Source organism: Aromatoleum evansii, assembly GCF_012910805.1.
Lineage (GTDB): Bacteria > Pseudomonadota > Gammaproteobacteria > Burkholderiales > Rhodocyclaceae > Aromatoleum > Aromatoleum evansii.
The window spans coordinates 33,510-57,739 of sequence record NZ_WTVK01000036.1 but is presented as its reverse complement, the minus strand read 5'-3'; the positions used below and the strand labels follow the sequence as shown (position 1 = coordinate 57,739).

At 67.1% G+C, this 24,230-nt stretch carries 23 protein-coding genes; 7 read left to right on the top strand and 16 right to left on the bottom strand.

Going from position 1 to position 24,230, the window contains the following annotated elements:
* Positions 1–209: 209 nt before the first annotated feature.
* From GO615_RS18055 to GO615_RS18035, 5 genes are all read right to left on the bottom strand, one after another.
* Entirely contained in the window at positions 210–707 is a 498-nt protein-coding gene (locus GO615_RS18055; RefSeq protein ID WP_169130649.1) for a hypothetical protein, read from the bottom strand.
* A complete protein-coding gene (locus GO615_RS18050; RefSeq protein ID WP_169130647.1) occupies positions 704–1,204 on the bottom strand; it encodes an SRPBCC family protein in 501 nt (166 codons plus the stop codon). Before GO615_RS18050 ends, GO615_RS18055 begins: the two co-directional genes overlap by 4 nt.
* A gap of 12 nt (positions 1,205–1,216) precedes the next feature.
* On the bottom strand, positions 1,217–1,837 hold the full coding sequence (locus GO615_RS18045) for a LolA family protein (protein WP_169130645.1): 621 nt from the start codon (positions 1,835–1,837) through the stop codon (positions 1,217–1,219).
* 111 nt (positions 1,838–1,948) lie between these two features.
* Entirely contained in the window at positions 1,949–2,221 is a 273-nt protein-coding gene (locus tag GO615_RS18040) for a hypothetical protein (RefSeq protein ID WP_169130643.1), read from the bottom strand.
* Positions 2,222–2,313: 92 nt separating this feature from the next.
* Positions 2,314–2,763: a cupredoxin domain-containing protein gene (locus GO615_RS18035; protein ID WP_246262359.1), complete on the bottom strand. Its 450-nt coding sequence runs from the start codon at positions 2,761–2,763 to the stop codon at positions 2,314–2,316.
* Positions 2,764–3,110: 347 nt separating this feature from the next.
* On the opposite strand from GO615_RS18035, the gene GO615_RS18030 reads away from it, so the two are divergent.
* From GO615_RS18030 to GO615_RS18010, 5 genes are all read left to right on the top strand, one after another.
* Positions 3,111–3,701, top strand: coding sequence for a chromate transporter (locus tag GO615_RS18030; protein ID WP_169130640.1), 591 nt, complete (start codon positions 3,111–3,113; stop codon positions 3,699–3,701).
* Positions 3,698–4,246, top strand: coding sequence for a chromate transporter (locus tag GO615_RS18025; RefSeq protein WP_169130638.1), 549 nt, complete (start codon positions 3,698–3,700; stop codon positions 4,244–4,246). Before GO615_RS18030 ends, GO615_RS18025 begins: the two co-directional genes overlap by 4 nt.
* Positions 4,247–4,564: 318 nt before the next feature.
* Positions 4,565–7,057 carry a putative bifunctional diguanylate cyclase/phosphodiesterase gene (locus tag GO615_RS18020; RefSeq protein ID WP_246262358.1) on the top strand — a complete coding sequence of 831 codons (2,493 nt, stop codon included), beginning with the start codon at positions 4,565–4,567 and terminating at the stop codon, positions 7,055–7,057.
* Position 7,058: 1 nt separating this feature from the next.
* Complete coding sequence (locus tag GO615_RS18015; RefSeq protein WP_169130636.1) at positions 7,059–7,931, top strand: porin family protein; 873 nt, start codon at positions 7,059–7,061, stop codon at positions 7,929–7,931.
* A 5-nt stretch (positions 7,932–7,936) separates the two neighbouring features.
* Complete coding sequence (locus tag GO615_RS18010; protein WP_246262357.1) at positions 7,937–8,641, top strand: hypothetical protein; 705 nt, start codon at positions 7,937–7,939, stop codon at positions 8,639–8,641.
* 16 nt (positions 8,642–8,657) lie between these two features.
* Here GO615_RS18010 and GO615_RS18005 read toward each other — a convergent pair whose 3' ends face one another.
* From GO615_RS18005 to GO615_RS17975, 7 genes are all read right to left on the bottom strand, one after another.
* Positions 8,658–10,088, bottom strand: coding sequence for an aldehyde dehydrogenase family protein (locus GO615_RS18005; RefSeq protein ID WP_169130632.1), 1,431 nt, complete (start codon positions 10,086–10,088; stop codon positions 8,658–8,660).
* Between the two features lie 184 nt (positions 10,089–10,272).
* Positions 10,273–11,631, bottom strand: a complete 1,359-nt coding sequence (locus tag GO615_RS18000; RefSeq protein ID WP_169130630.1) for a sigma-54-dependent transcriptional regulator — start codon at positions 11,629–11,631, stop codon at positions 10,273–10,275.
* Positions 11,628–13,511 (bottom strand): sensor histidine kinase, encoded by a 1,884-nt coding sequence (locus tag GO615_RS17995; RefSeq protein WP_246262356.1) that lies wholly within the window; start codon positions 13,509–13,511, stop codon positions 11,628–11,630. Before GO615_RS17995 ends, GO615_RS18000 begins: the two co-directional genes overlap by 4 nt.
* Before the next feature lie 437 nt (positions 13,512–13,948).
* On the bottom strand, positions 13,949–14,677 hold the full coding sequence (locus tag GO615_RS17990; RefSeq protein WP_169130628.1) for an amino acid ABC transporter ATP-binding protein: 729 nt from the start codon (positions 14,675–14,677) through the stop codon (positions 13,949–13,951).
* Positions 14,678–14,725: 48 nt separating this feature from the next.
* Positions 14,726–15,415 (bottom strand): glutamate/aspartate ABC transporter permease GltK, encoded by a 690-nt coding sequence (gltK, locus tag GO615_RS17985; RefSeq protein WP_169130626.1) that lies wholly within the window; start codon positions 15,413–15,415, stop codon positions 14,726–14,728.
* 1 nt (position 15,416) lies between these two features.
* On the bottom strand, positions 15,417–16,154 hold the full coding sequence (locus tag GO615_RS17980; RefSeq protein WP_169130624.1) for an amino acid ABC transporter permease: 738 nt from the start codon (positions 16,152–16,154) through the stop codon (positions 15,417–15,419).
* Between the two features lie 177 nt (positions 16,155–16,331).
* On the bottom strand, positions 16,332–17,240 hold the full coding sequence (locus GO615_RS17975) for a glutamate/aspartate ABC transporter substrate-binding protein (RefSeq protein ID WP_281358730.1): 909 nt from the start codon (positions 17,238–17,240) through the stop codon (positions 16,332–16,334).
* A 319-nt stretch (positions 17,241–17,559) separates the two neighbouring features.
* On the opposite strand from GO615_RS17975, the gene GO615_RS17970 reads away from it, so the two are divergent.
* Entirely contained in the window at positions 17,560–18,429 is an 870-nt protein-coding gene (locus GO615_RS17970) for an alpha/beta hydrolase (RefSeq protein WP_339380070.1), read from the top strand.
* Here GO615_RS17970 and puuE read toward each other — a convergent pair.
* The 4 genes from puuE to GO615_RS17950 all read right to left on the bottom strand — a co-directional run bounded on the left by puuE (position 18,411) and on the right by GO615_RS17950 (position 22,336).
* Positions 18,411–19,346 (bottom strand): allantoinase PuuE, encoded by a 936-nt coding sequence (gene puuE / locus GO615_RS17965; protein WP_169130622.1) that lies wholly within the window; start codon positions 19,344–19,346, stop codon positions 18,411–18,413. The two genes, GO615_RS17970 and puuE, sit on opposite strands and share 19 nt — an antisense overlap.
* Positions 19,347–19,360: 14 nt before the next feature.
* Entirely contained in the window at positions 19,361–20,749 is a 1,389-nt protein-coding gene (locus tag GO615_RS17960) for an NCS1 family transporter (protein ID WP_211167212.1), read from the bottom strand.
* 67 nt (positions 20,750–20,816) lie between these two features.
* Complete coding sequence (locus GO615_RS17955) at positions 20,817–21,548, bottom strand: aspartate/glutamate racemase family protein (protein ID WP_169130620.1); 732 nt, start codon at positions 21,546–21,548, stop codon at positions 20,817–20,819.
* Positions 21,549–21,583: 35 nt separating this feature from the next.
* Positions 21,584–22,336: a GntR family transcriptional regulator gene (locus tag GO615_RS17950; RefSeq protein ID WP_169130618.1), complete on the bottom strand. Its 753-nt coding sequence runs from the start codon at positions 22,334–22,336 to the stop codon at positions 21,584–21,586.
* 354 nt (positions 22,337–22,690) lie between these two features.
* Here GO615_RS17950 and GO615_RS17945 point away from each other — a divergent pair, with 354 nt between their 5' ends.
* Positions 22,691–24,157, top strand: coding sequence for an NCS1 family nucleobase:cation symporter-1 (locus tag GO615_RS17945; protein ID WP_169130616.1), 1,467 nt, complete (start codon positions 22,691–22,693; stop codon positions 24,155–24,157).
* Positions 24,158–24,230 lie beyond the last annotated feature (73 nt).

Genomic DNA, 24,230 nt, shown 5'->3' with positions numbered 1-24,230 from the left:
CTTACTTCACTTCGTCAAGCACCGCAGCGATTTATTTTTTACACCGCTACCGCACCACCCTCTCTTTCCTGCTCCCCACCGCCGCCTCGAAACCGCTGCAGCGCTGAAGAGGCGCGAATTATATAGACCTCAATTGAACCGTCAAGCGCTTTTTGCGGGGGATCTGAAAAAGATTACTTGGCGAATTTCCGTGCTGCCGGATTCGCGTGCTAACGGCCCGGCCGTCCAAGTCGGCGCGGGTGACGCAGCCGGTGGGCGAGGACGGCGCAGCCTGCGAACAGCGAGGCGCCGAATACGAGGTGGGCAAGAATGGTCACCCAGCCGCGTGAGACGTCGAACCAGGGAAAGACGTGGGTGAAGCCATGGAGGTTGATCACGTAGATCGCTGCACCATAGAGGGCGCCGAGGCCGATCGCGGCGGAGAGGGTCATTGCGCGGGCGACGGGCCACGCTATCAGTGCGTAGATGACCGACAGGGTGAAGTGGATGGCAGTGGCCCATATAAGGACGTCCCAGCGCCAACCGGGGGCGTGATGGAGCACGCCCGGGCCCATGACGACGGCGGCGGTCAGGCGAGCGTCGCGCAGCAGGGTGGCGATGACGGGGGTTCCTTCTAACCACCACAGCAGCATCTGGGCGAAGGTGGCGACGGTGCCGGCGATGAAGCCGGCGCAGACGGCGGCGGCGAACGGATGGTGGAGGATCATGCGGACCGACTCTCGTGCCTATGGAGCGGTGCACCGAGGTGGCGGGCGAGACCGATGCCGCCCGCGCGCATGAGGGCGTTGTGGTTCCAGCGGAACACCGGCCGCGCGAGCGGGGCAAGGACGTTCATCCAGAGCGGATTGGTCCGAACGAGCCATTCGTAGCGCAGGGTCGTGGCCCCGTCCTGGAAGACGAAGTGCCAGCGGCCAATGCCTTCGACTTCGCCAGCGACTTTCGCTTCGAGCAGGCGATGGCGCTCGACGCGGGTGACGCAACTGATGAAGCGCAGGCGATATGGCAGGCGCCCCTTCCAGATGTATTGCTGGCGGGCGCCGACACCGTCGGCGTCACCGTCTTCGAGGGAAACGACCGATTCGGCGCCGGCCCACCAATCCGGCCAGTGTTCGGGGTGTGTGATGACGTCCCAGACAGTCTCGACGGGAGCCCCCAGCCGCCAGAGGGTGGTGAGGTGGTATTGGTTGGTGGCCGCGGATCGCATGCTTCCTCCCATTCATGGGGTGAAGAAATGCTCGGGGAAGACGGGGTCGAGTTCGGCGTCGCTCATGTCGACGGTTTCGATGAGCTCGAGCGCCGTATCGTAGCTTTGGACCTTGAGCGGGAACAGGGAGCCCTGCTCGAACCATAGGCGGTAACGATGCACGCCGTCGACCTTGGCGGCGGAGGCGCCGGTGATTTCAACATAACGCGCGGGGCGCTCTGCGATGGCGGCATCGGCGGGATCGGTCATGGCGCCTTGGGCGCGCAATTCGATGAGCTTCGCGAGCAGCGCACCGACGTCGGAGTGATCGACGCTGTGGCCTCCGGCGCTGCGGATGAGCGGATTGTCGGGGGCGAGGTTGAGGCGCGGGAAGTGGTCCTTGCCGAAAGGCCACAGGTGTACGCGGCGGGTGGCGGGGTCGTAGATGATGACCGCGCCGCGATGAGGTTCGACGAAGTCCATGCGTATCCAGCCGGGTTTGCGGTAGGCGTAGACGATCACTTGCGGCTGGCCGTCGGCAGCCCGGGAGCGCAGCGTGACGCGGTAGCTTTCGAGTGTGCGGAAGCGTGCCTGGGCGTCGTGCAACAGGTCCGCCGCGGCGGGGCCGGTGGCGCCCAGGGCAAGAGCGAGCATCAGCCAACGCACGTGTCGCCCCCTCGGTGCAGGCGCCCCTCGCCCTGCGAGGAGCGGATGGCGGCGATCATCTCCATGCAATCGGGCACGCAGGACTCGCGCGTGAGCGCTTCAGAAGGTGGTGCAGTGGAAGAAGCCGCGATGCCCGACGCAGCTGGTCGAGGTCGGCATCCGGCTGTAGCGGTCGTAGCGCTCCTGCGCGTTGAGCCGCAGGATGCAGTCACGCCACTGGTCGGTGTCGGCCTTGTAGCCGAGTTTTTCGCAAGCCGGGCCGTAGACGGTGATCATCTGTTCGACTTCGCGCTCGACCTGTGCGGCACGCTCGGCGGGCGTGGCGCAGGACGCAAGCAAGGCGGCGAGCACCAACGGTAGGACGGTACGCATGACAGGGGGCTCCAGGCTCGTCTTTCGGATCTGCTCTTCCCACCATACTTAGAGGACGCGACCAAAGACGGGTTTCCGCTTCGATGCGTGATTTACTCGCGGATCTCGAGCATTCCAGACATGCCACGCTCGCGGTGGCTCTTGAACATGAGCAGACGGTTCGGGCAGGTGAAAGGATAGTCGCCCGGCGCAAGCACGAGCCGCAAAGTCTTGGGTGCCGCAGCAAGCTCGATGTCGGCGACCGGCTTGCCGCCAGGATCTTCGAGGACGAAGCGATGGGGGACGATCCCCTCTTCCATGCTGACGGTCAGGTCCAGTGGCTGACCGGCCTTGGCGGTCACCCGCGCGGGCCTGAAGAAATAGCTGCCGCCGACGATGGTCACGCGCTGTATGCCGTGGGCGTCAACGCTCGCCTGCACGCCAGGCGCCTGTGCGGCGAGCGCCGCAGCCCACGAGAGGACCAGGGCTAGTCCTGCGCGGACGAGCGGGTTCGACGCCGGGATGCGCAGACTGGACGCGGAAGCGGGTGGTGCGCAGGTCATCGCGGGAAATTTGTTGTGCTTGACGCCGCCGCCTGGTTCGGCGGAACCGAGGGAGACGGTCGCCGGAGCCGCGTGGGGAGAACCGCTTCGGCAGGCGGACCATGCCGCGTCTGCATGTTCCCGGCTGCTCTCGCGACTGCGACGTGCACGACATGCAACCTTGGCCCCACGGCACCGGCAATGGAGTTGACTACGGAATCGGAAAAAATATCCCGGCCGTGACGGCGCAAACATATATGGAGGCCAGGTCGCTACCGGAGAGCGCTCCGGATTTGCCCCTTTGCGCTAAGCTCTCGCGTTCGACCGCGGCCGATCTCCGGCCCGCGCCCACAGCAAGAACAAACACCGTGACATCCGCCGCGCCAGACCACCCCCGCCCGCGCTCGCCGCTCCATCTGTTCGTCGCCTTCACCGTGCTTGCGCTGCAGGGCTTCGGCGGAGTGCTCGCCGTCGCGCAGCGCGAGCTCGTCGACCGCCGGCGCTGGATGACGCGGGAGGAGTTCGTCGATGCCTATTCGGTGGCGCAACTGCTGCCCGGCCCCAACGTCGTCAATCTGTCGCTCATGCTCGGCGACCGCTTCTTCGGCTGGCGCGGCGCGTTCGCCGCGATCAGCGGGATGCTGTTCGCGCCGCTGGTGCTGGTGATCGCGCTGGCCGCGAGCTACAACGAGCTCGCGAGCTTCCCGGCCGTGGCAGGCGCCCTGCGCGGGATGGGGGCCGTCGCGGCCGGGTTGATTCTCGCGATGGCGCTGAAGATGCTCGGCACATTGCGCCGCAATGCGCTTGGCCCCTGGCTGTGTGCGCTGCTCGGGGTGACGACGCTGGTTGCGGTAACGGTGTTCCGCGCGCCGCTCGCGTGGGTGGTGCTCGGACTGGGCGCGACCGGGTGGTGCGTCGCACGCTGGTGCATCGCGCGCGAGGAAGGGGCCCGCCAATGACGAACCTTCCGCCGGGCGACCTCCTGGACCTCTTCCTGCGCTTCCTGATGCTGTCGCTGCTGTCGATCGGCGGCGCGATGTCGACGGCGCCCGAGATGCATCGCTTCCTCGTGGCCGACCGCGGCTGGCTAGACGACGCCGAATTCACGACTGCGATCGCGCTGGCGCAGGCGGCGCCGGGACCGAACGTGCTGTTCGTGCCGGTGCTGGGCTTCCAGGTGGCGGGCGTGCTCGGCGCCGCCGCTGCCCTGATCGGCATCCTGCTGCCGTCCACCCTGCTGTCGCTGGGCGTCAGCCGCTGGGGGGCACAGCGCCGCGATGCGCCGGCCGTGCGCGCCTTCACTGCGGGGCTGGCCCCGGTGTCGGTCGGGCTGGTGTTCGCCACCGGCTGGCTGCTGAGCCTGCCCTTCATCGCGGCGCCGGAGCACCGGCTCGGGGCGCTGGCGCTGATCGTGGCGACGATGGCGGTAACGCTCAAGACGCGGCTTGCGCCGATCTGGATGATCGTCGTCGGTGCGACCGTCGGCGCGCTGGGCTGGGTGTAGCCGGAACACGCCCGTCGAACAATTTCCCGCCGCGGGACTCGCGAACGGCCCGCACAAGTACGTAACAGCCCGCATTGATAGAAGTCAAAGATCTCTCGTATCCTTGCCGTAAGAATCGGTAACCGATCAGCACTCCCAGGCACACGGGAGAAGCGGATGCGGTGCGTTCGCGGTAGCTGAACTGCCGGCGACGCCCGCACCCATTCCTTCGGCTTTCACAGGCCGCGCCCCCCAGGACGAGCGCCAGCACATGTCATCGAACGCCGTCGCCGAGCGCGCCGCGCCGCCGCTCCTGAGCGGAAGGGGCGGCTGACTCTCATGGCTGCACACCTGCCCTGCTCCTCTCCGTCGTGCATCGCCCAGCGCCTCGCCCACCTCCTATGCGCTGCGCGGAAGGCTGTTCGCGGGCTGTTCGCCGGCCGCGTGAGCATGACGCGCTTTGTCGCGCATCAGGTCATTGTCTTCGTCGCGTTGCTGCTGGTGGCGATCCAGCTCGTGACCCTGCTTGCGCTGAATTGGGCAGTGTCGGAGAACGCGCGGGAATCGGTGCGCAAGGAAGTCGATATCGGACGGCGGATCTTCGTGCGGGTGATGGAGGATCGCACCCAGCAGTTGACGACGGCCGCGAGCGTGCTGGCCTCGGACTTCGGTCTGCGTCAGGCGCTGATGAGCAGCGACCATGCGACCATCGTGTCGGCACTGAACAATCACGGCGCGCGCATTGGCGCTGCGAAAATGATGCTGATCGGACTCGACCGTCGAGTGATTGGGGAAACCACGGCACAGGGGAGTGTCGCAGAACGGCAGCTGTTTCCGTTTCCGCACCTGGTCGCGGATGCCGAACGCAGGGGGGCTGCATCCACGATCGCGCTGATCGGGGACGTGCCCTTCCAGCTCGTCGTCGTGCCGGTGCTGGCGCCTGTTCCGGTCGCGTGGGTGATGGTGGCATTCAGCGTCGACAACAAGCTCGCTCAGGATCTCGGCCTGCTCACGGGGCTGGACGTCTCTTTCGCGACCTGGGCGCGCGAGCGCGGGTGGAGTGTTGCCGCGACGACCCTTCCGTCGCAGGCGTCCAGCGCTCTCCTCGAAGCCTTGGGGCGCCCGGCCGGAACCGCCGCTCCGCCGATTGCTCCCGACCTCCTCGGCGCCGAATTCCTGCTGTCGGGTTCGGTCCTCGGCCGCGAGGCGGACGCCGCCGTCGTTGCCGTCCTGCAGCGCTCATTGCGCGACGCGATCGCGCGCTTCGACGGGCTGCGCGTGGTCCTGATTGCGCTCGCAGCCTTCAGCTTGTGCGCGACGGTGGCGGGCAGCCTGCTGATTGCGCGCAGCATTTCGCGGCCGGTGTCGGCGCTGGCCGAATTCGCTCGCCGGATGGAACGCGGCGAATACGACCAGGGGCCGCCGGCGACCCGCTCCGACGAGCTGGGCGAGCTGGCCGCGAGCTTCAACCGCATGCGCCTTGCGATTGCTGCACGCGAGCAGCAGATCAAGTCGATGGCCCTGCAGGATGCGCTGACCGGCCTGCCCAACCGCGCGCTGTTCAATGAGCGCCTGCAACAGGCGATCGGCCTCGCCCGCCGGCTCGGGCAACCGGTGAGCGTGCTGCTCATCGACCTGAACCGGTTCAAGGAGGTGAACGACACGCTAGGCCATCACGTCGGCGATCGTCTGCTGTGTGAAGTCGCCGAACGCCTGCGCACGGTTCTCGTGCGTGCTTCGGATACGCCCGCCCGCCTGGGCGGCGACGAGTTCGCCGTGTTGCTGCCGACCGCCAGCGAGGCGATGGCGGAGGCAACGGCGCGGCGGATCCTTCAGGCCTTCGAGGCCCCGGTCGTAGTGGAGGGCCGGCAGCTCGATGTGGGCGGCAGCATCGGTATCGCGACCTTCCCCGAACATGGCGACGACCCCGTGGTGCTGATGAGCCGGGCCGATGCGGCGATGTATGTGGCGAAGCGCAAGCGCATGGGCTGCGCGGTCTACGACGTCGGCTTCGACGCGGAAGCGATTAACCAGGGCCGGCTATCGCTCACCGGGGAGTTGCGCCAGGCTGTCGAGGAAAACCAGTTCGTGCTGTATTACCAGCCGCGCCTCGATCTCGCCGGCGAAGCAATCACCGGCGTGGAGGCGCTGGTGCGCTGGCAGCACCCGGTGCGCGGTTTCGTGCCGCCCGACCAGTTCATCCCCTTCGCGGAACAGACCGGCAGTATCCGCGAGATCACCCAGTGGGTCACCGATCGCGCCTTCGAGCAATGCGCGCGCTGGCGATCGGCGGGGCTGGCGATCGATGTTTCGATCAACCTTTCGGCGCGCGACCTGCTCGGCCACGAGCTGCCGCAGCGTTTCGGCGAGCTGCTGGCGCGCCATGGGGCGGCACCTCAATGGTTCCTGCTGGAAATCACCGAAAGCGCGATCGTCGATGACCCGGTACGCGCGCTCGAGACCGTGACGCGCTTGCACGAAATGGGATTCAGAATGTCGATCGACGACTTCGGCACGGGCTATTCCTCCCTCTCGCAATTGAAACGACTGCCGGTGGCCGAGCTGAAGATCGACAAGAGCTTCGTCATGGACATGGCGAGCGATCCGGACGACATGACGATCGTGCGCTCGGTGATCGACCTCGCCCACAACATGGGGCTGAGCGTCGTTGCCGAGGGCGTAGAGACGGAGGAGGTGCGCGGCTTGCTGTACAAAATGGGTTGCGATTACCTGCAGGGCTATCACATCTGCAGGCCGCTGCCGGCCGAGTCGCTCGAACCCTGGCTCGCTGGCGCTGGGGTGCAGCGCAGCATGACGACGAAGGAGACATGACATGAAGATCGATGGGAGGCTTGCCTGCCTCGCAGTGGTCCTGTGCGCAGCCCAGGCGTCGGCGGCAGCGCTCGACGAGGTCGGCGTCGAGCTGGTGTATGACGACAACCTCACGCGTGCGCAGCTCGGGCGGGACATCAAGGGCGACCTGTCGCTCTCGCTTTCGACCTCGGGCGGTCCGCGCTTCCAGCTCACCGACCACGACAGCCTGTCGTTGAAGGGCACACTGGCGGGCACGAAGTATCGTCACTACGACGGCCTCGACAACATCAATGCCGGCCTCGCGTTGGGCTACCGCCACCGGTTCGGACTGGGCCCCTATGTGCCGCAGTTCGCGCTGACCGGCTCGGCGGCGCGGCTGGAGTACGACAACCGCCTGCGGGACGGATGGCTGTATGCGGCCGAAGCCGAGGCGAGCAAGCGCGTGTCGGATCGCCTCGCGCTGCGGGCGTTCGTGCGCACGGAGCGGCGCGAATCGGACGACGTGCCCGCGCGCGTGGTGCCCTTCATCCGCGCCAACGTCTTCGATTTGAGCAGCCGCAGCGCGGGGATCGGCGCCGACTTTGCGTACGCGCCACGCTATCTCGTGTCGGTCGGCTACGCCTGGCATCGTGGCGACATCGTGTCGACGACGCAGCGCAACCTGCCGATTTTCCTGGCGTCGAGCGCGATCGCGCCCGACCCGGTGTTCGGCGACAATACCTATGCATATACGATGCCGGCACGCACGCAGGTGTTCAGCATCGGCCTGAGCCGCGAGGTGGGCCGCCAGGGCTCGGTCAGCCTGGGCTACGAATACCGCGACAGTCGCGCCGACGGCGGCATCGAATACAGCGGAAACCTGTTCCGCGCGACCTACCTGTACGGGTTCTGATGGCGATGAAGACACGATCCGGAATTCCTGCCCGAGTCCGCGGCCACCTTGCGACGCACGCGGCCTGCAGCGTCCTGATGGCGTGCGCGCTGGCGCTGCCGGCGGCGTCCGCGCTCGCCGGGGATATCCGTGCCGCGGTGCGCGACCGCGATGGCAAGCCCGTTGCCGACGCGGTGGTGGTCGCGGTGCCGGCCGGCGGAGCGGCGGGCGCCGCCATCCCGCCCGGCACAGCGGAAGAAGACCAGCGCAACAAGGAATTCGTCCCCTACGTGCTCCCCATTCAGGTCGGCACGCGGGTCACCTTCCCGAACAACGACAACATCCGGCATCACGTCTATTCGTTCTCGCCCGCGAAGGCGTTCGAACTGCCGCTCTACAGCGGCACATCCGCATCGCCCGTGCTCTTCGACAAGCCCGGTGTCGTGATCCTCGGATGCAACATCCACGACTGGATGGTCGGCTACATCTACGTGTCCGAAAGTCCCCATTTCGCGAAGACGGGCGCCGACGGCAAGGCGACGCTCGGCGGACTACCGGGAGGGGACTACAGCTTGCGCGTCTGGCATCCCCGGCTGGAAGGCAGCGAGCAGGCAACCGCCCGGCAGCTTGCGGTGCCGGCGACGGGCGCGGCGGATGTCGCCGCCACGATAGGGCTGACGCCCGACTTCCGCGCCCGCCGCGCCCCGACTCCCGGACGCGGCGGCTACTGAGGGCGCCGCGAGCGCGTCAGGCCTTCGGCGGCAGCTGGATCGCCTTGTATTCGAGGAACTCTTCCAGGCCATAGACGCCGTTCTCGCGCCCGAGGCCGGACTGACGGAAGCCGCCGAAGGGCGCACGGGGATTCCAGGGCGCGCCGTTGATGTCGATCTGGCCGCTGCGAATGCGCCGCGCGACGGCGAGTGCATGTTCTTCGCTGCCCGCCCACACGCCTCCGCCCAGACCGTAGATGGAGTCGTTCGCAAGCGCGATCGCATCCTCGTCGCCGTCATGGGGCAGGATCACTAGCACGGGTCCGAAGATCTCCTCCTGCGCGACGGTGGCCTTGCGGTCCTCGACGACGAGCACCGTTGGGGCGACGAAGAAGCCGTTCCCGGCGGGTGCTGCGTCCGGGCCGCCGGCGACGAGCTTCGCGCCTTCTTCGACGCCGCGGCGGATGTAGCCGACCACGCGCTCGCGCTGCACGTCGGAGACGAGGGGGCCGAGCTTGCTGTCCTCGGCGAAGGCCGGACCGACCTTGAACGCCGAAGCCGCGGCGGCGGCGAGTTCGGCGGCCTGTTGCAGCTTCGCGCGCGGCACGAGCATGCGGGTGTGTGCTGAGCAGGTCTGGCCCGAGTTCAGCAGGCAGTTCGAGACCGTGCCCTTCACGGCGGCGGCAAGGTCGGCGTCATCGAGGATCACGGCGGCGGACTTGCCGCCGAGTTCGAGCGCGACCTTCTTGACGGTTGCCGCGGCGCGTTCGGCGACGCGGCGGCCGGCACGCGTCGAGCCGGTGAAGGACACCATGTCGACGCGCGGATCGGACGCGAGCACTTCGCCGACGACCGGGCCGTAGCCAGTCACGAGGTTGAACACGCCCGCCGGCAGGCCCGCTTCGGCGATGACATCGGCGAGGATGAAGGCGTTGATCGGCGCGACCTCGGAGGGTTTCAGCACGACCGTGCAGCCGGCGGCGAGCGCGGGCGCGACCTTCAGCGAGATCTGGTTGAGCGGGAAATTCCACGGCGTGATCGCGCCGACGACGCCGATCGGCTCGCGCACGACGAGCGAGTTGCCGACGCGCCCTTCCCACTGGAACTCGCGCGCGAGCTTCGCGTAGTGCTTCCAGCTGCCGACCGGCCCGGCGACCTGGAAGCGCCCAGCCATCTTCAGCGGCATGCCGACTTCATGCGCGATCGCGGCGGCGAGCTCGTCACGGCGGGCCTCGAGTCCGGTCGCGACACGCTCGACGTAGTCGGCGCGCTCGACGGCCGGCAGGCGGGACCATGCATCGAAGGCCGCATGTGCAGCTGCGATGGCGGCTTCCGCATCGGCGGGCGCGCCTTCCGGGATGCGGGCATAGACCGAGGCGTCGCTCGGGTCGATGACGTCGATGAGGCCGGAGCCGGCCGGGGCGACCCAGCGGCCGCCGATGTAGAGCTTGTCGCGCAGGATGGTCATGGGGCTGTCCTCGGGGTAAGGGAACCCGCCGATTCTAGCCGCTGAACGATCCAGGTGCCGATGGCCGCATGGCTCGTCGCAGTCTTAGAGGGGGCTCCACGTGGGAGCTTCAGCCGCGAAATGGCGTTGCCGCAGGTGGCACCGCCCATTCGCGGCTGAAGCCGCTCCCACAGGCCCGGACCGGCTACCCGGCGAGGCCGTATTTCCGGATCTTGTCGTGCAGCGTGGTCTTCGCAACCTGCAGGGATTCGCTGGTGCGCGACAGGCTGCCGTTCTGGCGACGCAATTCGGCGGCGATCAGCGAGCGCTCGAAGTTCTCGACCGCTTCGGCGAGCGAGGCGCCGCGGGCGTCGGGGGTGGGCGCGGCGCCAAAGTCGCGGCGCAGGCCGAGGACGAGGCATTCGGCGGCGTTGCGCAGCTCGCGCACGTTGCCCGGCCAGTCGTGGGCCATCAGCTGCTGCAGCTGCTCGCGGGCGATCTGCGGGATCGCGCGCTGATGCACTTGCGCGGCGTGCAGCATGAAGTGTTCGAGCAGCAGCGGGATGTCCTCGCGGCGCTCGCGCAGCGGCGGCAGCTCGACGCGGGCGACGTTGAGGCGGTAGTACAGGTCGGGGCGGAATTTCTGGCGGTCGGCGAGTTCGCGCAGGTCTTCCTTGGTGGCGGCAACGACGCGGCACGCGACCGGAATCAGCGCGTTGGAGCCGAGGCGTTCGACCATGCGCTCCTGCAACACGCGCAGGAGCTTGATCTGCACCGCCATCGGCATCGACTCGACCTCGTCGAGGAAGAGCGTGCCGCCGTTGGCATGCTCGATCTTGTCGATGCGCCGCTTCTGCGCGCCGGTGAAGGCGCCCGCCTCGTGGCCGAAGAGTTCGCTGTCGATGAGGTTGTCCGGCAAGCCGCCGCAGTTGAGCGCGACGTAGTTCGCGGCGCTGCGGCTGCTGAGGTCGTGCAGGCAGCGCGCCACCATTTCCTTGCCGGTGCCGGTCTCGCCGACGATGAGCACGTCGACGCTGGTGTCGGCGAGTTCGAGCAGCAGGCGGCGCACCGTCTCCATCTGCGGCGAGCGACCGATCAGGCGGGCCTCGATGGTGTCGCGGTGGTCGAGACGGCGGCGCAGGCTTTCGACTTCCATCGTCAGCGCACGCTTTTCCAGCGCACGGCGCACGACCTCGACCAGGTGCTCGGGAGAGAAGGGCTTGGGGATGAAGTCGTAGGCGCCGCTGCGCATCGCCTCGACGGCGAGCGTCACGTCGCCATGGCCGGTGATCATGATGACGGGCAGCGCGGTGTCCTGTGCGACGAGTTCGCGCAGGAACTGCAGGCCATCGATGCCGGGCAGGCGCATGTCGGTGACGACGACGCCGGGGAAGTCCGGCCCAACGATGCGGCGGCCTGCTTCGGCCGAGGCGACGCCGTCGACCGGGATGCCGGCGAGCTGCATCGCCTGCACGCAGCCGAGTCGCACGTTGGGGTCATCCTCGACGACGAGGACCTTCAGATCGGCGACCGGGTTCGATTGGGACGCGAGAGGGGGAGTCATGCCTGGTGTTCTCCGGCCGTCGGCAGATCGAGCGTGAAGACGGCGCCGCCTTCGGGGTGGTTCGCGGCCGAGAGGTCGCCGCCGAAGTCGCGGACGATGTCCTGCGAGATCGCGAGGCCCAGCCCGAGGCCGACGCCGGCCGGCTTGGTCGTGAAGAAGGGTTCGAAGATGTGAGCGAGTGCATCATCCGACAGCCCGGGCCCGCTGTCGATGACGCGCACGAGGAGCCTCCCGGAAGGCGCAGCGTCGGCCTCGATGCGCAGCGTGCGCACCCGGCTTTCGCTCATCGCGTCGACCGCGTTGCCGATGAGGTTCACCAGCACCTGCTCCAGGCGGTTCTGGTCGCACCACGCGAGCGCCCTGCCCGGCTCGCAGCGGTTGTCGACGGCGACGCCGGCGCGGCGCAGCTTCTGGTCGAGGAGGAACAGCGCGCTGCGCAGCGCGTGCGCGACGTCTACCGATGCGGGACGGGCGGGCGACTTGCGCGCGTAGGTCTTGAGCGGGTCGATGATCTCGCCCATGCGATCGACAAGCGTCGCCATGATTTCAAGGTTGCCCTGTGCGGTCGCCTGGTCGCCGCGGCGCATGAACTCGATCGCGTTGCCGCCCAGCGTGCGCAGCGCCCCCAGCGGCTGGGTGAGCTCATGCGTGATGCCGGTCGCGAGCTGGCCCAGCACCGCGAGCTTGGCCGCCTGCACGAGTTCGTCCTGCGCGGCGCGCAGTGTCTGCTCCGCGCGCTGGCGTTCGGTGACCTCGGCGCGCAGGCGTTCGTTCGCGGCGGTGAGGTCGGCGGTGCGCAGGCTCACCTTCTGCTCCAGTTCGGCGTTGGCCTTCTGCAGCAGGGCCTGTGCTTCGGCACGGCTCTTCAGCGTGCGCCGGCGCTGTTGCAGGAAGAGCCCAAGCAGCAGCACGCAGCCGGTCGCGGCAGCGCCGAGCGCGGCGTCGGTGAGGGCGTCGGCACGTCGCGCGCGCAGGTCCGCGAAGGTCACGAGCTGCCAGCCGGTTCCCGGCAGCAGGCGCGTCTCAACGAGGAATTCGTGCGCCGGCAGGCGACGGTCACCGGCCAGCGTCGGCGCTTCGGGGAAGGAAACGAGCGTCGTATCGCCCGAGCCCGGTGGGCCGAGCACCACCGGAAAGGGCCGGATCACGTTGTCGGCGAAGCGACGGGTCGCACCGATCTCGGCGGCCACTTCGCCGCTCAGCGGACGCAGCGCGGTGTATTTCCAGTCCGGCACGGACGCGACGATCACGACGCCGTTGGCATCGGCCAGCAACACCGGTTCGTTCCGCGGCATCCAGCGGCGTTCGAGCTCGGCGAGGCCGATCTTCACCACCGCGACGCCGACGACGCGCCAGTCCTGGCCTTCGTCGCGGATCGGGTGGGCGAAGAAGTAGCCGGCCTCGTTGCGCGTCTCGTCGATCGCGTAGTAGCGGTCCGGCGCGCCGCGCACGGCGGCCTGGAAGTAGGAGCGCAGCTTCTGGTTCTGCCCGAGCAGGTTGTCGGAGTAGATCCAGTCGCTGGACGCGACCACCGTGCCGTCGGTATCGAGGACGAAGATCGCCAGGCCGCCGAAGAAGCTGTTCAGCCGTTCGAGGTAGTGGTTGGCGGCGGGCTGAAGCGTTTCGCGCTCCAGCTCTGCTGCGCGCAGCAGGTGGAGGACCTCGCTGCTCAGCGCGACCGCGCTGGGCAGATGTTCGTAGCGCGTGACGGACCCGTCGACCGCTGTCGCCAACAGATCGAGGTCGTGGCGCGTGTCGGCACGCAGCGCGGCGAGGCCGGCGCGGGCGCTGAAGTGATGGACGGCGACGCCCGCCAGCAGCATGCACAGGGCGACCAGCGCGAGACGGGCGGCGACGTGGAGACGTGGGCGCGGGGGCATCGATAACGGTTGAAGGGCGGTGCGGGGATTCTAGTGTAGAGGCGGGCTCTCAATGAGACATGCCATTGCCCGGCACGACAACCTCATCGTGGTTGGAGTTCGCAAGGCGCGATTAGCAGGTTCCTTCCCCTTCAAGGGGGCGAGGACGGGGGTTCGCGAAGCATCGCTTCGCGCCGAACGAGCGGGCTGGCTGTGCAAAGCCAGCCCTCCGGACAGGATGGGGATGGGTTTCTTGCAGACGCTGCGGAGTCCACCCATCCCCACCCCAACCCGGGAGTCTCCGCTTCGCTCCGCCGTTCCGCAGGCACGGAGCTGCGCTCCGCGAAACCCCTGCTCCACCCCCTTGAAGGGGAGGGAGCGACGTTAAGTGCCGTACGGCGTGCACCATTACACAAGTTCAGTGCGGCTGGCGAATCCCCGCCTCGTGCCGCCAAACCTCAGTGCTGGAGGATCTTCGCGAGGAACTGCTGCGCACGCTCAGAACGCGGGTTCGCGAAGAAGGCTTCCTTGCTGTCGTCCTCGACGATCCTGCCGTGGTCCATGAAGATCACGCGGTGCGCGACGCGCTTCGCGAAGCCCATCTCATGCGTGACGCACATCATCGTCATGCCTTCCTGCGCCAGCTCAGTCATGACGTCGAGGACCTCGTTGATCATCTCGGGGTCGAGCGCCGAGGTGGGCTCGTCGAACAGCATGCAGATCGGGTCCATCGCGAGCGCACGGGCGATCGCGACGCGCTGCTGCTGGCCGCCCGAGAGCTGGCCGGGGAACTTGTGTGCGTGCGCCTTGAGGCCGACGCGGTCGAGGAAGTACAGGCCCTTTTCCGCCGCCTCGTCCTTGTCGCGCTTGAGCACCTTGACCTGCGCGAGCGTCAGGTTGTCGCGGATCGTCATGTGCGGGAACAGCTCGAAGTGCTGGAACACCATGCCGACATGCGAACGCAGCTTGGAGAGGTTGGTCTTGGGCGAGCCGACCGAGGTGCCGTTCACGTGGATCTGGCCGTCCTGGAAGGGCTCGAGGCCATTCACGCACTTGATGAGGGTGGATTTGCCGGAACCGGAGGGGCCGCACACGACGACCACCTCGCCCTTATTGACGTGGGTGCTGCAATCGGTGAGGACCTGGAAGTTGCCGTAATGCTTGCTGACCTTGTCGATCGTGATCATGACGATATCCTTGAATGCGTAGCTGTTCGGTAGAGGACGCGACGGCGCTCAGGCGCGCTGCAGGCGGCGCTGGAAGTGGCGCACGCCCTGCGAGGCCGCGAAGCACAGGACGAAATAGACGGCACCGGCGAAGAGCACCAGCTCCACGAGCCGGCCGTCGCGGTCGCCCACCTTGTAGGCCGCGCCGAAGAAATCGGCGAGCGCCGACACATAGACGAGCGAGGTGTCCTGGAACAGGATGATCGCCTGCGTCAGCAGCAGCGGCACCATGTTGCGGAAGGCCTGCGGCAGCACGACGTGCAGCATGGCCTGCGGGTAGCTCATGCCCAGCGCGTGGGCGGCGGCGAGCTGGCCCTTGGGCACGGACTGGATGCCGGCGCGGATGATCTCGGCGTAATAGGCGGACTCGAACAGCGCGAAGCCGATCATCGCGGAGGCGAGGCGCACGTCGGAGCCCGGCGGCAGGCCAAGGAAGCTCTCGAGGAACTTCGGCACGATGAGGAAGAACCACAGCAGCACCATCACCAGCGGGATGGCGCGGAAAAGGTTCACGTAGCCGGCCGCGGCCCACGCGAGCGGCTTGATCGACGACAGGCGCGCCATCGCCAGCAGCGTGCCCCACACGATGCCGGCGACGATCGCCAGCGCGGTGATCTCCAGCGACACCAGCAGGCCCTGGCCGAGGAAGTTCAGCGAGCCGGGGATCGACGACCAGTCGAATTCGTAGGAACCGAACATTTCACTTGCCTCCGAGGTAACCGGGGACGCGCACGAGGACTTCCACCTTGCGCATCAGGAGCATCACGACGACGTTGATCATCAGGTAGGCGACCGTCACCGCGACGAAGGACTCGTAGGGCTGCGCGGTGTAATCGACCAGCTGGCGGCCCTGCGCGGCGAGTTCGAGCAGCCCGATCGTCGAGCACACCGCGGAGTTCTTGAACACGTTGAGGAACTCGGACGTCAGCGGCGGCACGACCAGGCGGAAGGCCATCGGCAGCATCACGTGGCGGTAGGTCTGCGGCAGCGTGAGACCCAGCGCGAGGCCGGCGTTCTTCTGCCCGCGCGGCAGGGCGTTGATGCCCGAGCGCACCTGCTCGGCGACGCGCGCACTGGTGAAGAAGCCCAGGCACACCATCGCCGCGACGAACTGCTGCGCGATCGGGTTCAGCGCCTTGAAGGCGTCGCCGGCCGCAGTCGGCAGCATTTCGGGCAGCACGAAGTACCAGAAGAAGAGCTGCACCAGCAGCGGGATGTTGCGGAACATCTCGACGTAGGCTGTCGCGCCGAAGGCCAGCCCGCGATGCGGCACGGTGCGCAGCACGCCGACCACCGCGCCCAGCAGCAGCGCGATCATCCACGCCGACAGCGACAGCGACAGCGTCGTCTGCAGGCCGGCGATCATCCAGTCCAGGTAGGTGCCGTCATTGACCGCGCTCGGGAGCAGAAACACGCCCCAATTCCATTGGTATTCCATGCAAGACTCCAGAAACGTCGGAGGGGAAGGCCCCGGCGGATGCGGCGGGCGCAGCCGGCCTCCGGCGCGCAAGACGCCAGCGGCGGAGAGGCTTCAGGGGCGGAAGCCGGGAACGGGAGTTCCGGCTTCCGCTTCAGGCGGCAGCCGGCCCGTTCGCCGGCCGGGCCTGACGGGCGATCACTCGAACGGGCGGTCGTTCGGCTCCTTGAAGAGCTTCTTCATCGCGTCGGAGATCGGAAAGCCGAGGTTGATGTTCTTCGGCGGGATCGCCGCAAGGAACCACTTGTTGTAGATTGCCTCGGCATCGCCGGAGGTCATCGTCTTCGCGATCGCGGCATCGACCACCTTCTTGAAGGCCGGATCGTCCTTGGCCATCATGCAGCCGTAGGCTTCATAGGATTGCGGCGTGCCGGTGATGGTCCAGTCGGCCGGGCGCTTGGCCTTCGCCAGTTCGCCGTAGAGCAGCGCGTCGTCCATCATGAAGGCGACCGCGCGGCCGGTTTCCAGCGTCAGGAAGGACTCGCCGTGGTCCTTGGCGCTGATGATGTTCATGCCGAGCTTCTTTTCCTCGTTCATCCTGCGCAGCAGGCGCTCCGAGGTCGTGCCGGCGGTCGTCACGACGTTCTTGCCGGCGAGCTGCTCGAAGTCCGTCACGCCCGACTCTTTCTTCGTCATCAGGCGCGTGCCGACGATGAAGAGGGTGTTCGAGAAGGCGACCTGCTTGGCGCGCTCGGAGTTGTTCGTCGTGGAGCCGCACTCGATCGTGACGGTGCCGTTCTGCACCAGCGGGATCCGGTTCTGCGAGGTGACCGGCATCATGCGCACCTGCAGGTTGGGCATCTTCAGCTCGGCTTTGATGGCGTCGACGACCTTCAGCATCATCTCCTGCGAATAGCCGACCACCTGCTGGTTCTGGTCGTAGTAGGAGAACGGAATCGAGGATTCGCGGTGGCCGAGCGTGATCGTGCCGGTCTCCTTGATCTTCTGCAGCGTGTTGGCCTGCGCGACGGCGGGCACGAGGGCGACGGCGCCGGCGGTGATCAGGGCGGCCAGGGTGGCATTCAGGGGCTTGCGCAGCTGCATCATGTCTCCTTTGGTATGGCGGGATAAATAATCCCGATGGCCATATCCATTGCAGACGGCGTGCCAGCTTTTTTGCTGCGGCGCGCAAGGCTCGCAGCCCTTGAAATGCGCAACGAGCCGATCGCCGCGTTGTGCATACCCGTTCGGAAATCCGAACCTCACCCCTTCGGTGCATTCGGTTTTCCGAACACCACCCGGGTTCGACGACGGCATCCGATGAGCGCCCCGGCGTCATCCCGCTTGCGCCCGAATTGTGCTGCACACCCCAACCATGAGACCGTGAACCGATTTCCGAGACCTCGGGGAGCCTGCCATTACGCTCGTGACCGCCCTCCTCCTTCTCGCCGGTACCACAGCCGTACTCGTCACCCTGCGTGCCGTGGTGCATTACGCGATACGGGCGAGCCTCGCCGCGCCACGCCTCCGCGAGACGGAGACCCCGGCGGCCCGAGGCCTCGCCTTCGAGACGGTACGCATCCCGACCACGAACGGCAGGCTGCTTCACGCCTGGCTGATCCCCGCCGAGGCGGCGGGCCGCGCACCCGCCGTCGTGATCGTGCACGGCTGGGGCGGCAACGCGCAGATGATGCTGCCGCTGGCCGGCCCGTTGCATCGTGCCGGCTTCGCGACGCTGCTCATCGATGCACGCTGCCACGGACTCTCGGACGCCGACAGCTTCGCCTCGCTACCGCGCTTCGCGGAAGACGCGAGCCACGCCTGCGACTGGCTCGCAGGCCGTGCGGAGATCGACCCGCAGCGAATCGCGTTGCTGGGCCACTCCGTCGGCGCCGGCGCCGTCCTCCTTGCCGCCTCACGCCGTGACGACGTTGCGGCGGTGGTCAGCGTCGCGGCCTTCGCACACCCGCAGGAGATGATGAACCGCTGGCTCGCCGGCAGGCACGTGCCGGGAATCGTCGCGCGCTACATCCTCGGCCATGTGGAGCGCACCATCGCGCACCGGTTCGACGACATTGCCCCGCTGCGCAGCATCACCCGGCTGGACTGCCCCGTGCTGCTGGTGCATGGCGAGCACGATACGGTCGTCCCCCCGGCCGACGCCCGCCGGATCCTCGCCGCCGCCCGCCCGGGTACCGTCGAGCTCCTGAGCCTGCCCGGCGATCACGAGTCCTTCGTCGACATGGAACGCGAGATCGCGGGCGTCGTGGCCTTTCTTCAGCGCGCCGGGCTGTAGGGGTGATGCTCACGCCAGTGGCGCGCGACATCGACGCGGCGGCATACCCACACGCGGTCGTGCTTCTCGATGTGGTCGAGGAAGCGCTGCAGCGCGCGGAAGCGAGCCGGGCGGCCGAGCAGGCGGCAGTGCATGCCGACCGACATCATCGCGGGGCGCTCGTCGCCTTCGGCATACATGACGTCGAAGGCGTCGCGCAGGTATTCGAAGAACTCGTCGCCGTGCGAGAAGCCCTGCGGCAGCGCGAAACGCATGTCGTTGGTGTCGAGCGTGTAGGGGACGATCAGTTGCGGCACGGTGTCGCCGTCGGTCTTCTTCACCTCCATCCAGAACGGCAGGTCGTCGCCGTAGTAGTCGGAGTCGTACAGGAAGCCGCCGTAGTCGGCGACGAGGCGGTGCGTGTTGGGGGAGTCGCGGCCCGTATACCAGCCCAGCGCGCGCTCGCCGGTGAGGCGCTCGATGATCTCCATGCCGATGCGCATGTGCTCGCGCTCGGTGGCCTCGTCGACGTTCTGGTAGTGGATCCAGCGCCAGCCGTGGCAGGCGATCTCGTGGCCCAGTTCGCGGAAGGCGGCGGTCACTTCGGGGTGGCGCTGCAGCGCCATCGACACGCCGAAGATCGTCAGCGGCAGGCCGCGACGCTCGAACTCGCGCAGGAAACGCCACACGCCGACGCGCGAGCCGTACTCATAGATGCCTTCCATCGACAGGTGGCGGTCGGGGATCGCGGGCGGGTTGAAGAGTTCGGACAGGAACTGCTCGCTGCCGGGATCGCCGTGCAGCACGCAGTTCTCGCCGCCCTCCTCGTAGTTCAGCACGAACTGCACCGCGACGCGCGCGCGGCCGGGCCAGTTCGCGTAGGGCGGGTTGCGGCCGTAGCCGACGAGGTCGCGGGGGTAGTCCGGATCGATCTTCATTGCGTTCACCTTGTTCAGTTGTCGCGGAAGCGCTTGCACGCGCCCCAGTGGTTCATCAGCAGCCAGTACGTCAGCCCCGCCGGCAGCAGGCTCGCGTACCACGACACCGCCGGGAAGCTCAGCGCGACGATCGCGCCGGCCGCGGTTGCTACGATGCCGGCCCAGTTCACGCCGCGGTAGGGGCCGTCGGCGTCGTAGAAGTGCTGCAGGTTCAGCGTGCGGCGGCGCAGGATGTAGTAATCGACCACCAGCACCGCGAGGATCGGGCCGAGGAAGGCGGAGTAGGTCTGCACGAAGATCTGCAGGCCGGCGGCCGATTCGTCCTTCACCAGCACCCACGGGAAGGTCGCGAAGGCGAGCAGCCCCACCAGCACGGCGGACTTGCGGAAGGACAGCTTGAACACGTCCATCAGCACATAGGCGGGCGGCACGACGTTGTTGAGCACGTTGGTCGTGACCTGCGCGAAGGCGATGAAGAGCAGCGTGATCACCAGCAGCGGCTTGTTGTCGACGGCGCTGGAGAACACCTTGATCGGATCGGCGGTGCCGGTCGCCCCGGACACCATCAGGCCGATCAGGCCCATGAAGAGCGTCGCCGGCAGGATGCTCATGGAGTAGATCGTGGTCAGCGTGCGCGGCTTCACGTCCTTGTGCAGTTCGCGCGAGTAGTCGCTGACGTTGAGCATCATGGTGCTGTAGATGCCGAGGAAGAGCATCGTCGCGCCCCAGAACGGCAGGCCCCAGGTGCCTTCGATGCCGGTGATCTTCGCGTCGATCGCGCCGCCGAACTTGGTGATCACCGCGTAGAACATGTAGATCAACGCGAACAGGATGAAGCCGCTGCCGATGTTCTCCAGCCACTTGATGCCGTGGAAGCCGTAGACCGACAGGCCGATCTGCACCGCCTGGAAGGCGATGAACCACACGACGAGGTTGTCGTAGCCGAACATCGTGGCGGACACCGCGTTGAGCGCGCCGGCCCCGATCCAGCTCTGGAAGCCGAACCACACGACGGCCGGCACCGCGCGCACGAAGCCCGGGAAGCGCGTGCCGCCGAAGCCGAAGGCGCTCCTCGCCTGGACCATGAAGGGGATGCCGTACTTGTGGCCGGCCGCGCCGTTGATCGCGAGTGCAATGCCGATCACGAAGCAGCCGATCGCGATCGCGGTCGCCGCCTGCAGCATGTTGAGCTGGCCGACGAGGCTCGAGCCCATCGCGAAGGTGCCGATCGACACGCAGCCGCCGAGCCAGGCCAGGAGGTAGGACCAGCGGTCCAGGATGCGCGTCTGCTGCGGTGCGAGCGATTCCTCGCCGGCCGCCTTGTGCTGCGACGCGTCGGGAGCCACGGCCCCGACGCCCGCGCCCAGTCCGGGCGCAACCATCTTCTGTTGTGCAACAGCCATTTCTGTCTCCTTCGATGTGGTCCGGGCGCCTCTTTGCGGGCGTCTCGGCTGCGGGGCTGGGGGTGCGTCAGGAACTCAGGTGTTCGAACCTCCCGGTGAAGCGCTTCGGCGGCGGGAAGGCGAGGTCACCGAACTTGCTGGTGCCGAGCTTCAAGCTCGCGAGCGTCTCGGCGAGCTTCACCGCGGCGGTGACGCCTTCGACGATGGGCAGCCCGACCGCATCGCGGATCTCGTCGGCGAGGTCGGCCATGCCGCCGCAGCCGAGAACGATCGCGCCGATGTTGTCTTCGTCCTTGGCGCGGCGGCATTCATCGACGATGCGGTTCAGCGCGCAGGCCCCGTCGTCCTCGAGGTCCAGCACCGGGATCTCGGCCGCGCGCACGCGCCGGCAGTGGTGCGCGAAGCCGTAGGACTGCAGCAGGTGCTCGGCGATGATGCCGGTGCGCGACAGGGTCGTGACGATGGAAAAGCGCGTGCTGATCATCGTCGCCAGATGGAAGGCGGCTTCCGCGATGCCGAGCACCGGGGCGCGGGTAAGCTCGCGCGCGGCGAGCAGGCCCGGATCGCCGAAACACGCGATCACGTAAGCGTCCGTCCCCTCCCGCTCGCCCTTGCGCACCTCGTCGGCGACGCCGACGGCGCTGATCGCCTCGTCGAAGTGGCTCTCGATCGACACCGGGCCGCTGTCCGGGTTGGTCGCGACGATGCGCGTGCCCGGCGCGGCCACGCGCTGGGCCGAGATGCCGATCTTCTCGGTCATGCTGCGGGTGGTGTTGGGGTTGATGACGCGTATCAGCATTGCTGTCTCCTTCCTTGTAATAAGGGAGAACGTCCTCAGCGCAGCTTGGGGCGGCGCTGGGCGACCTCCTCGAGAATCTTCTTCAGGTCCGACGGGGCGGGTTCTTCCTCGACCAACACCACGGTGCGCTCGACGTCGCGCAGGTGGCGGTCCATCCAGCGCGTCGCGCCGTCCACATCGCCGCCGGCGATGATCTCGATCACGTCGTCGTGCTCGGAATGGCGGCAGCTCGCGGTCTGCGGCGAGCCGTAGGTGGCGATGACGAGCGAGGAGCGCGACACGAGCTGGGTCAGGAAGTCGGTCAGGGTCTCGTTGCCCGACAGGCGCATCAGTTCGACGTGGAAGGCGCCCGACAGGTAGATCGACTCGCGCCAGTCGCCGCGGTCCTGCGCGGCATGCTCGCGGCGCACCAGGTCGCGCAGCGTTTCGAGCGCGGTCGGCGTCGCCTTGGCGACGACTTGCGGGATCGCGCCGCATTCGATGATGCGCCGTGCGGAAAAGATGTCACGCGCCTCGCCCACCGAAGGCTGGGCGACCGAGGCGCCACGGTTCAGGCGCACATCGACGAGGCGCTCGTGCGCGAGCCGCTGCAGCACCTTGCGGATGCTGGTGCGGCTGACGCCGTAGGTTTCCGCCAGCGTGTCCTCGGGCAGCTTGGTGCCGGGCGCGAGGTGGTTCTCGACGATCGCGACGAACAGGTTGCGGTAGATCGCCTCGTCACGGCCGTTGCCGCCGAGCCCCTCGTCGGCGCGCGCACTTCCCAGTTCGGCAGATGCTCGTTTTCCCATCATTGTCTCCATGCACGGGCAGGACGCGTCCGGCCCGTCGTTAAACACATCCTAGAATCACTTTGGACACAATTCAATATTTTTTTGTATCCACAACTCGTCAATCAGTACAAACAAGCTCGCTCGCACGCCCGGCCTGTTGTTACATCTTCCAGAAGCCCACACCCACACGCATCCTCCGGCGAAGTCGTAGAAACTTCTTGACTTCTCCGATTGGATACACTTTTATATCAACACGGATACAGTTAATGGGCGCATAAGAGAAATTATACGTTCCGGGCTCAACGGCTGTAGGACCGCACAATCCACAAAGGTAGCCGCCGCGGAACACACCGCGGCCATGAGGAGACAAGCATGTCAGAGCACCTGCCGGCGGGTTACAGCGACCGCCTGTATAACGAGGACCTCGGTCCGCTGAAAGACAAGAACTGGAACTGGTACAACATCTTCGCGTTCTGGATGTCGGACGTGCACAGCGTCGGTGGATACGTTTTCGCCGGCAGTTTGTTCGCACTCGGACTCACGAGCTGGCAGGTGCTCGTGTCCCTGATCATCGGTATTTGTCTCGTCAACCTCTTCTGCAACTGGGTCGCCCGTCCCAGCCAGCAGGCCGGCATCCCCTACCCCGTCGCGTGCCGCCTGGCCTTCGGCGTATGGGGCGCGAACGTACCGGCCATCATCCGCGGCCTGATCGCGGTGGCGTGGTACGGCATCCAGACCTTCCTCGCCTCGTCGGCGCTCACGATCGTGCTGCTGCGCTTCTTCCCGGGGCTGGAGAGCCTCGCGCACGACAGCTTCGCGGGCCTCTCGTATCTGGGCTGGCTGGGCTTCTCGATCATGTGGGTGCTGCAGGCGATCGTGTTCTGGCACGGCATGGAAGCGATCAAGCGCTTCATCGACTGGGCCGGCCCCGCCGTCTATGTCGTGATGTTCATCCTCGCCGGCTGGATCATCTGGAAGGCCGGCCCCGAGAACATCAGTCTGAACCTCGGCGAAGTGAAGTACGAAGGCTGGTCCGCACTCGGCCCGATGCTCACCGCGATCGCGCTGGTGGTGTCCTACTTCTCCGGCCCGATGCTCAACTTCGGCGACTTCTCCCGCTACGGCAAGACCTTCGACGAAGTGAAGCGCGGCAACTTCTGGGGCCTGCCGGTGAACTTCCTGGCCTTCTCGGTCGTCACCGTCGTCATCACCTCGGGCACGATCCCGGTGTTCGGCCACATGATCACCGACCCGATCGAGACCGTGAGCAAGATCGACAACACGATGGCCGCCGTGCTGGGCGCCTTCACCTTCGTCACCGCCACGATCGGCATCAACATCGTCGCCAACTTCGTGTCGCCGGCCTTCGACTTCTCCAACGTCGCGCCCAAGCACATCAGCTTCCGCACCGGCGGCTTCATCGCCGCGGTCGGCTCGATCTTCATCACGCCGTGGAACCTGTTCAACTCGCCGGAAGTGATCCACTACACGCTCGACATGCTCGCTGCCTTCATCGGCCCGCTGTTCGGCATCCTGCTGGTGGACTTCTACCTCGTGCGCAACAAGAAGATCGTCGTCGATGACCTCTACAGCGACAAGCCGGGCGGCGCCTACTGGTACGACAACGGGGTGAACAAGCGCGCGATGTGGGCGCTGGCCCCGGCCGTGCTGGTCGGTGTCGCGATCACGCTGTCGGGCACGAAGGTGCTGGCCGACTTCAACTGGTTCATCGGCTGCGCGCTGGGCGCCCTGTTCTACCACCTCGCGATGAAGGGCCAGAGCGTGTCCGAAGGCGAACTGGAGATCGCACCGCGCCTCGCCACCGAATCCGCATCCTGACGCAGCACGCTGCGGGCGCCCGGCCACCGGCGCGCCCGCAGCTCCGCCAACCTCAAACCAAGCAGAGAGACAT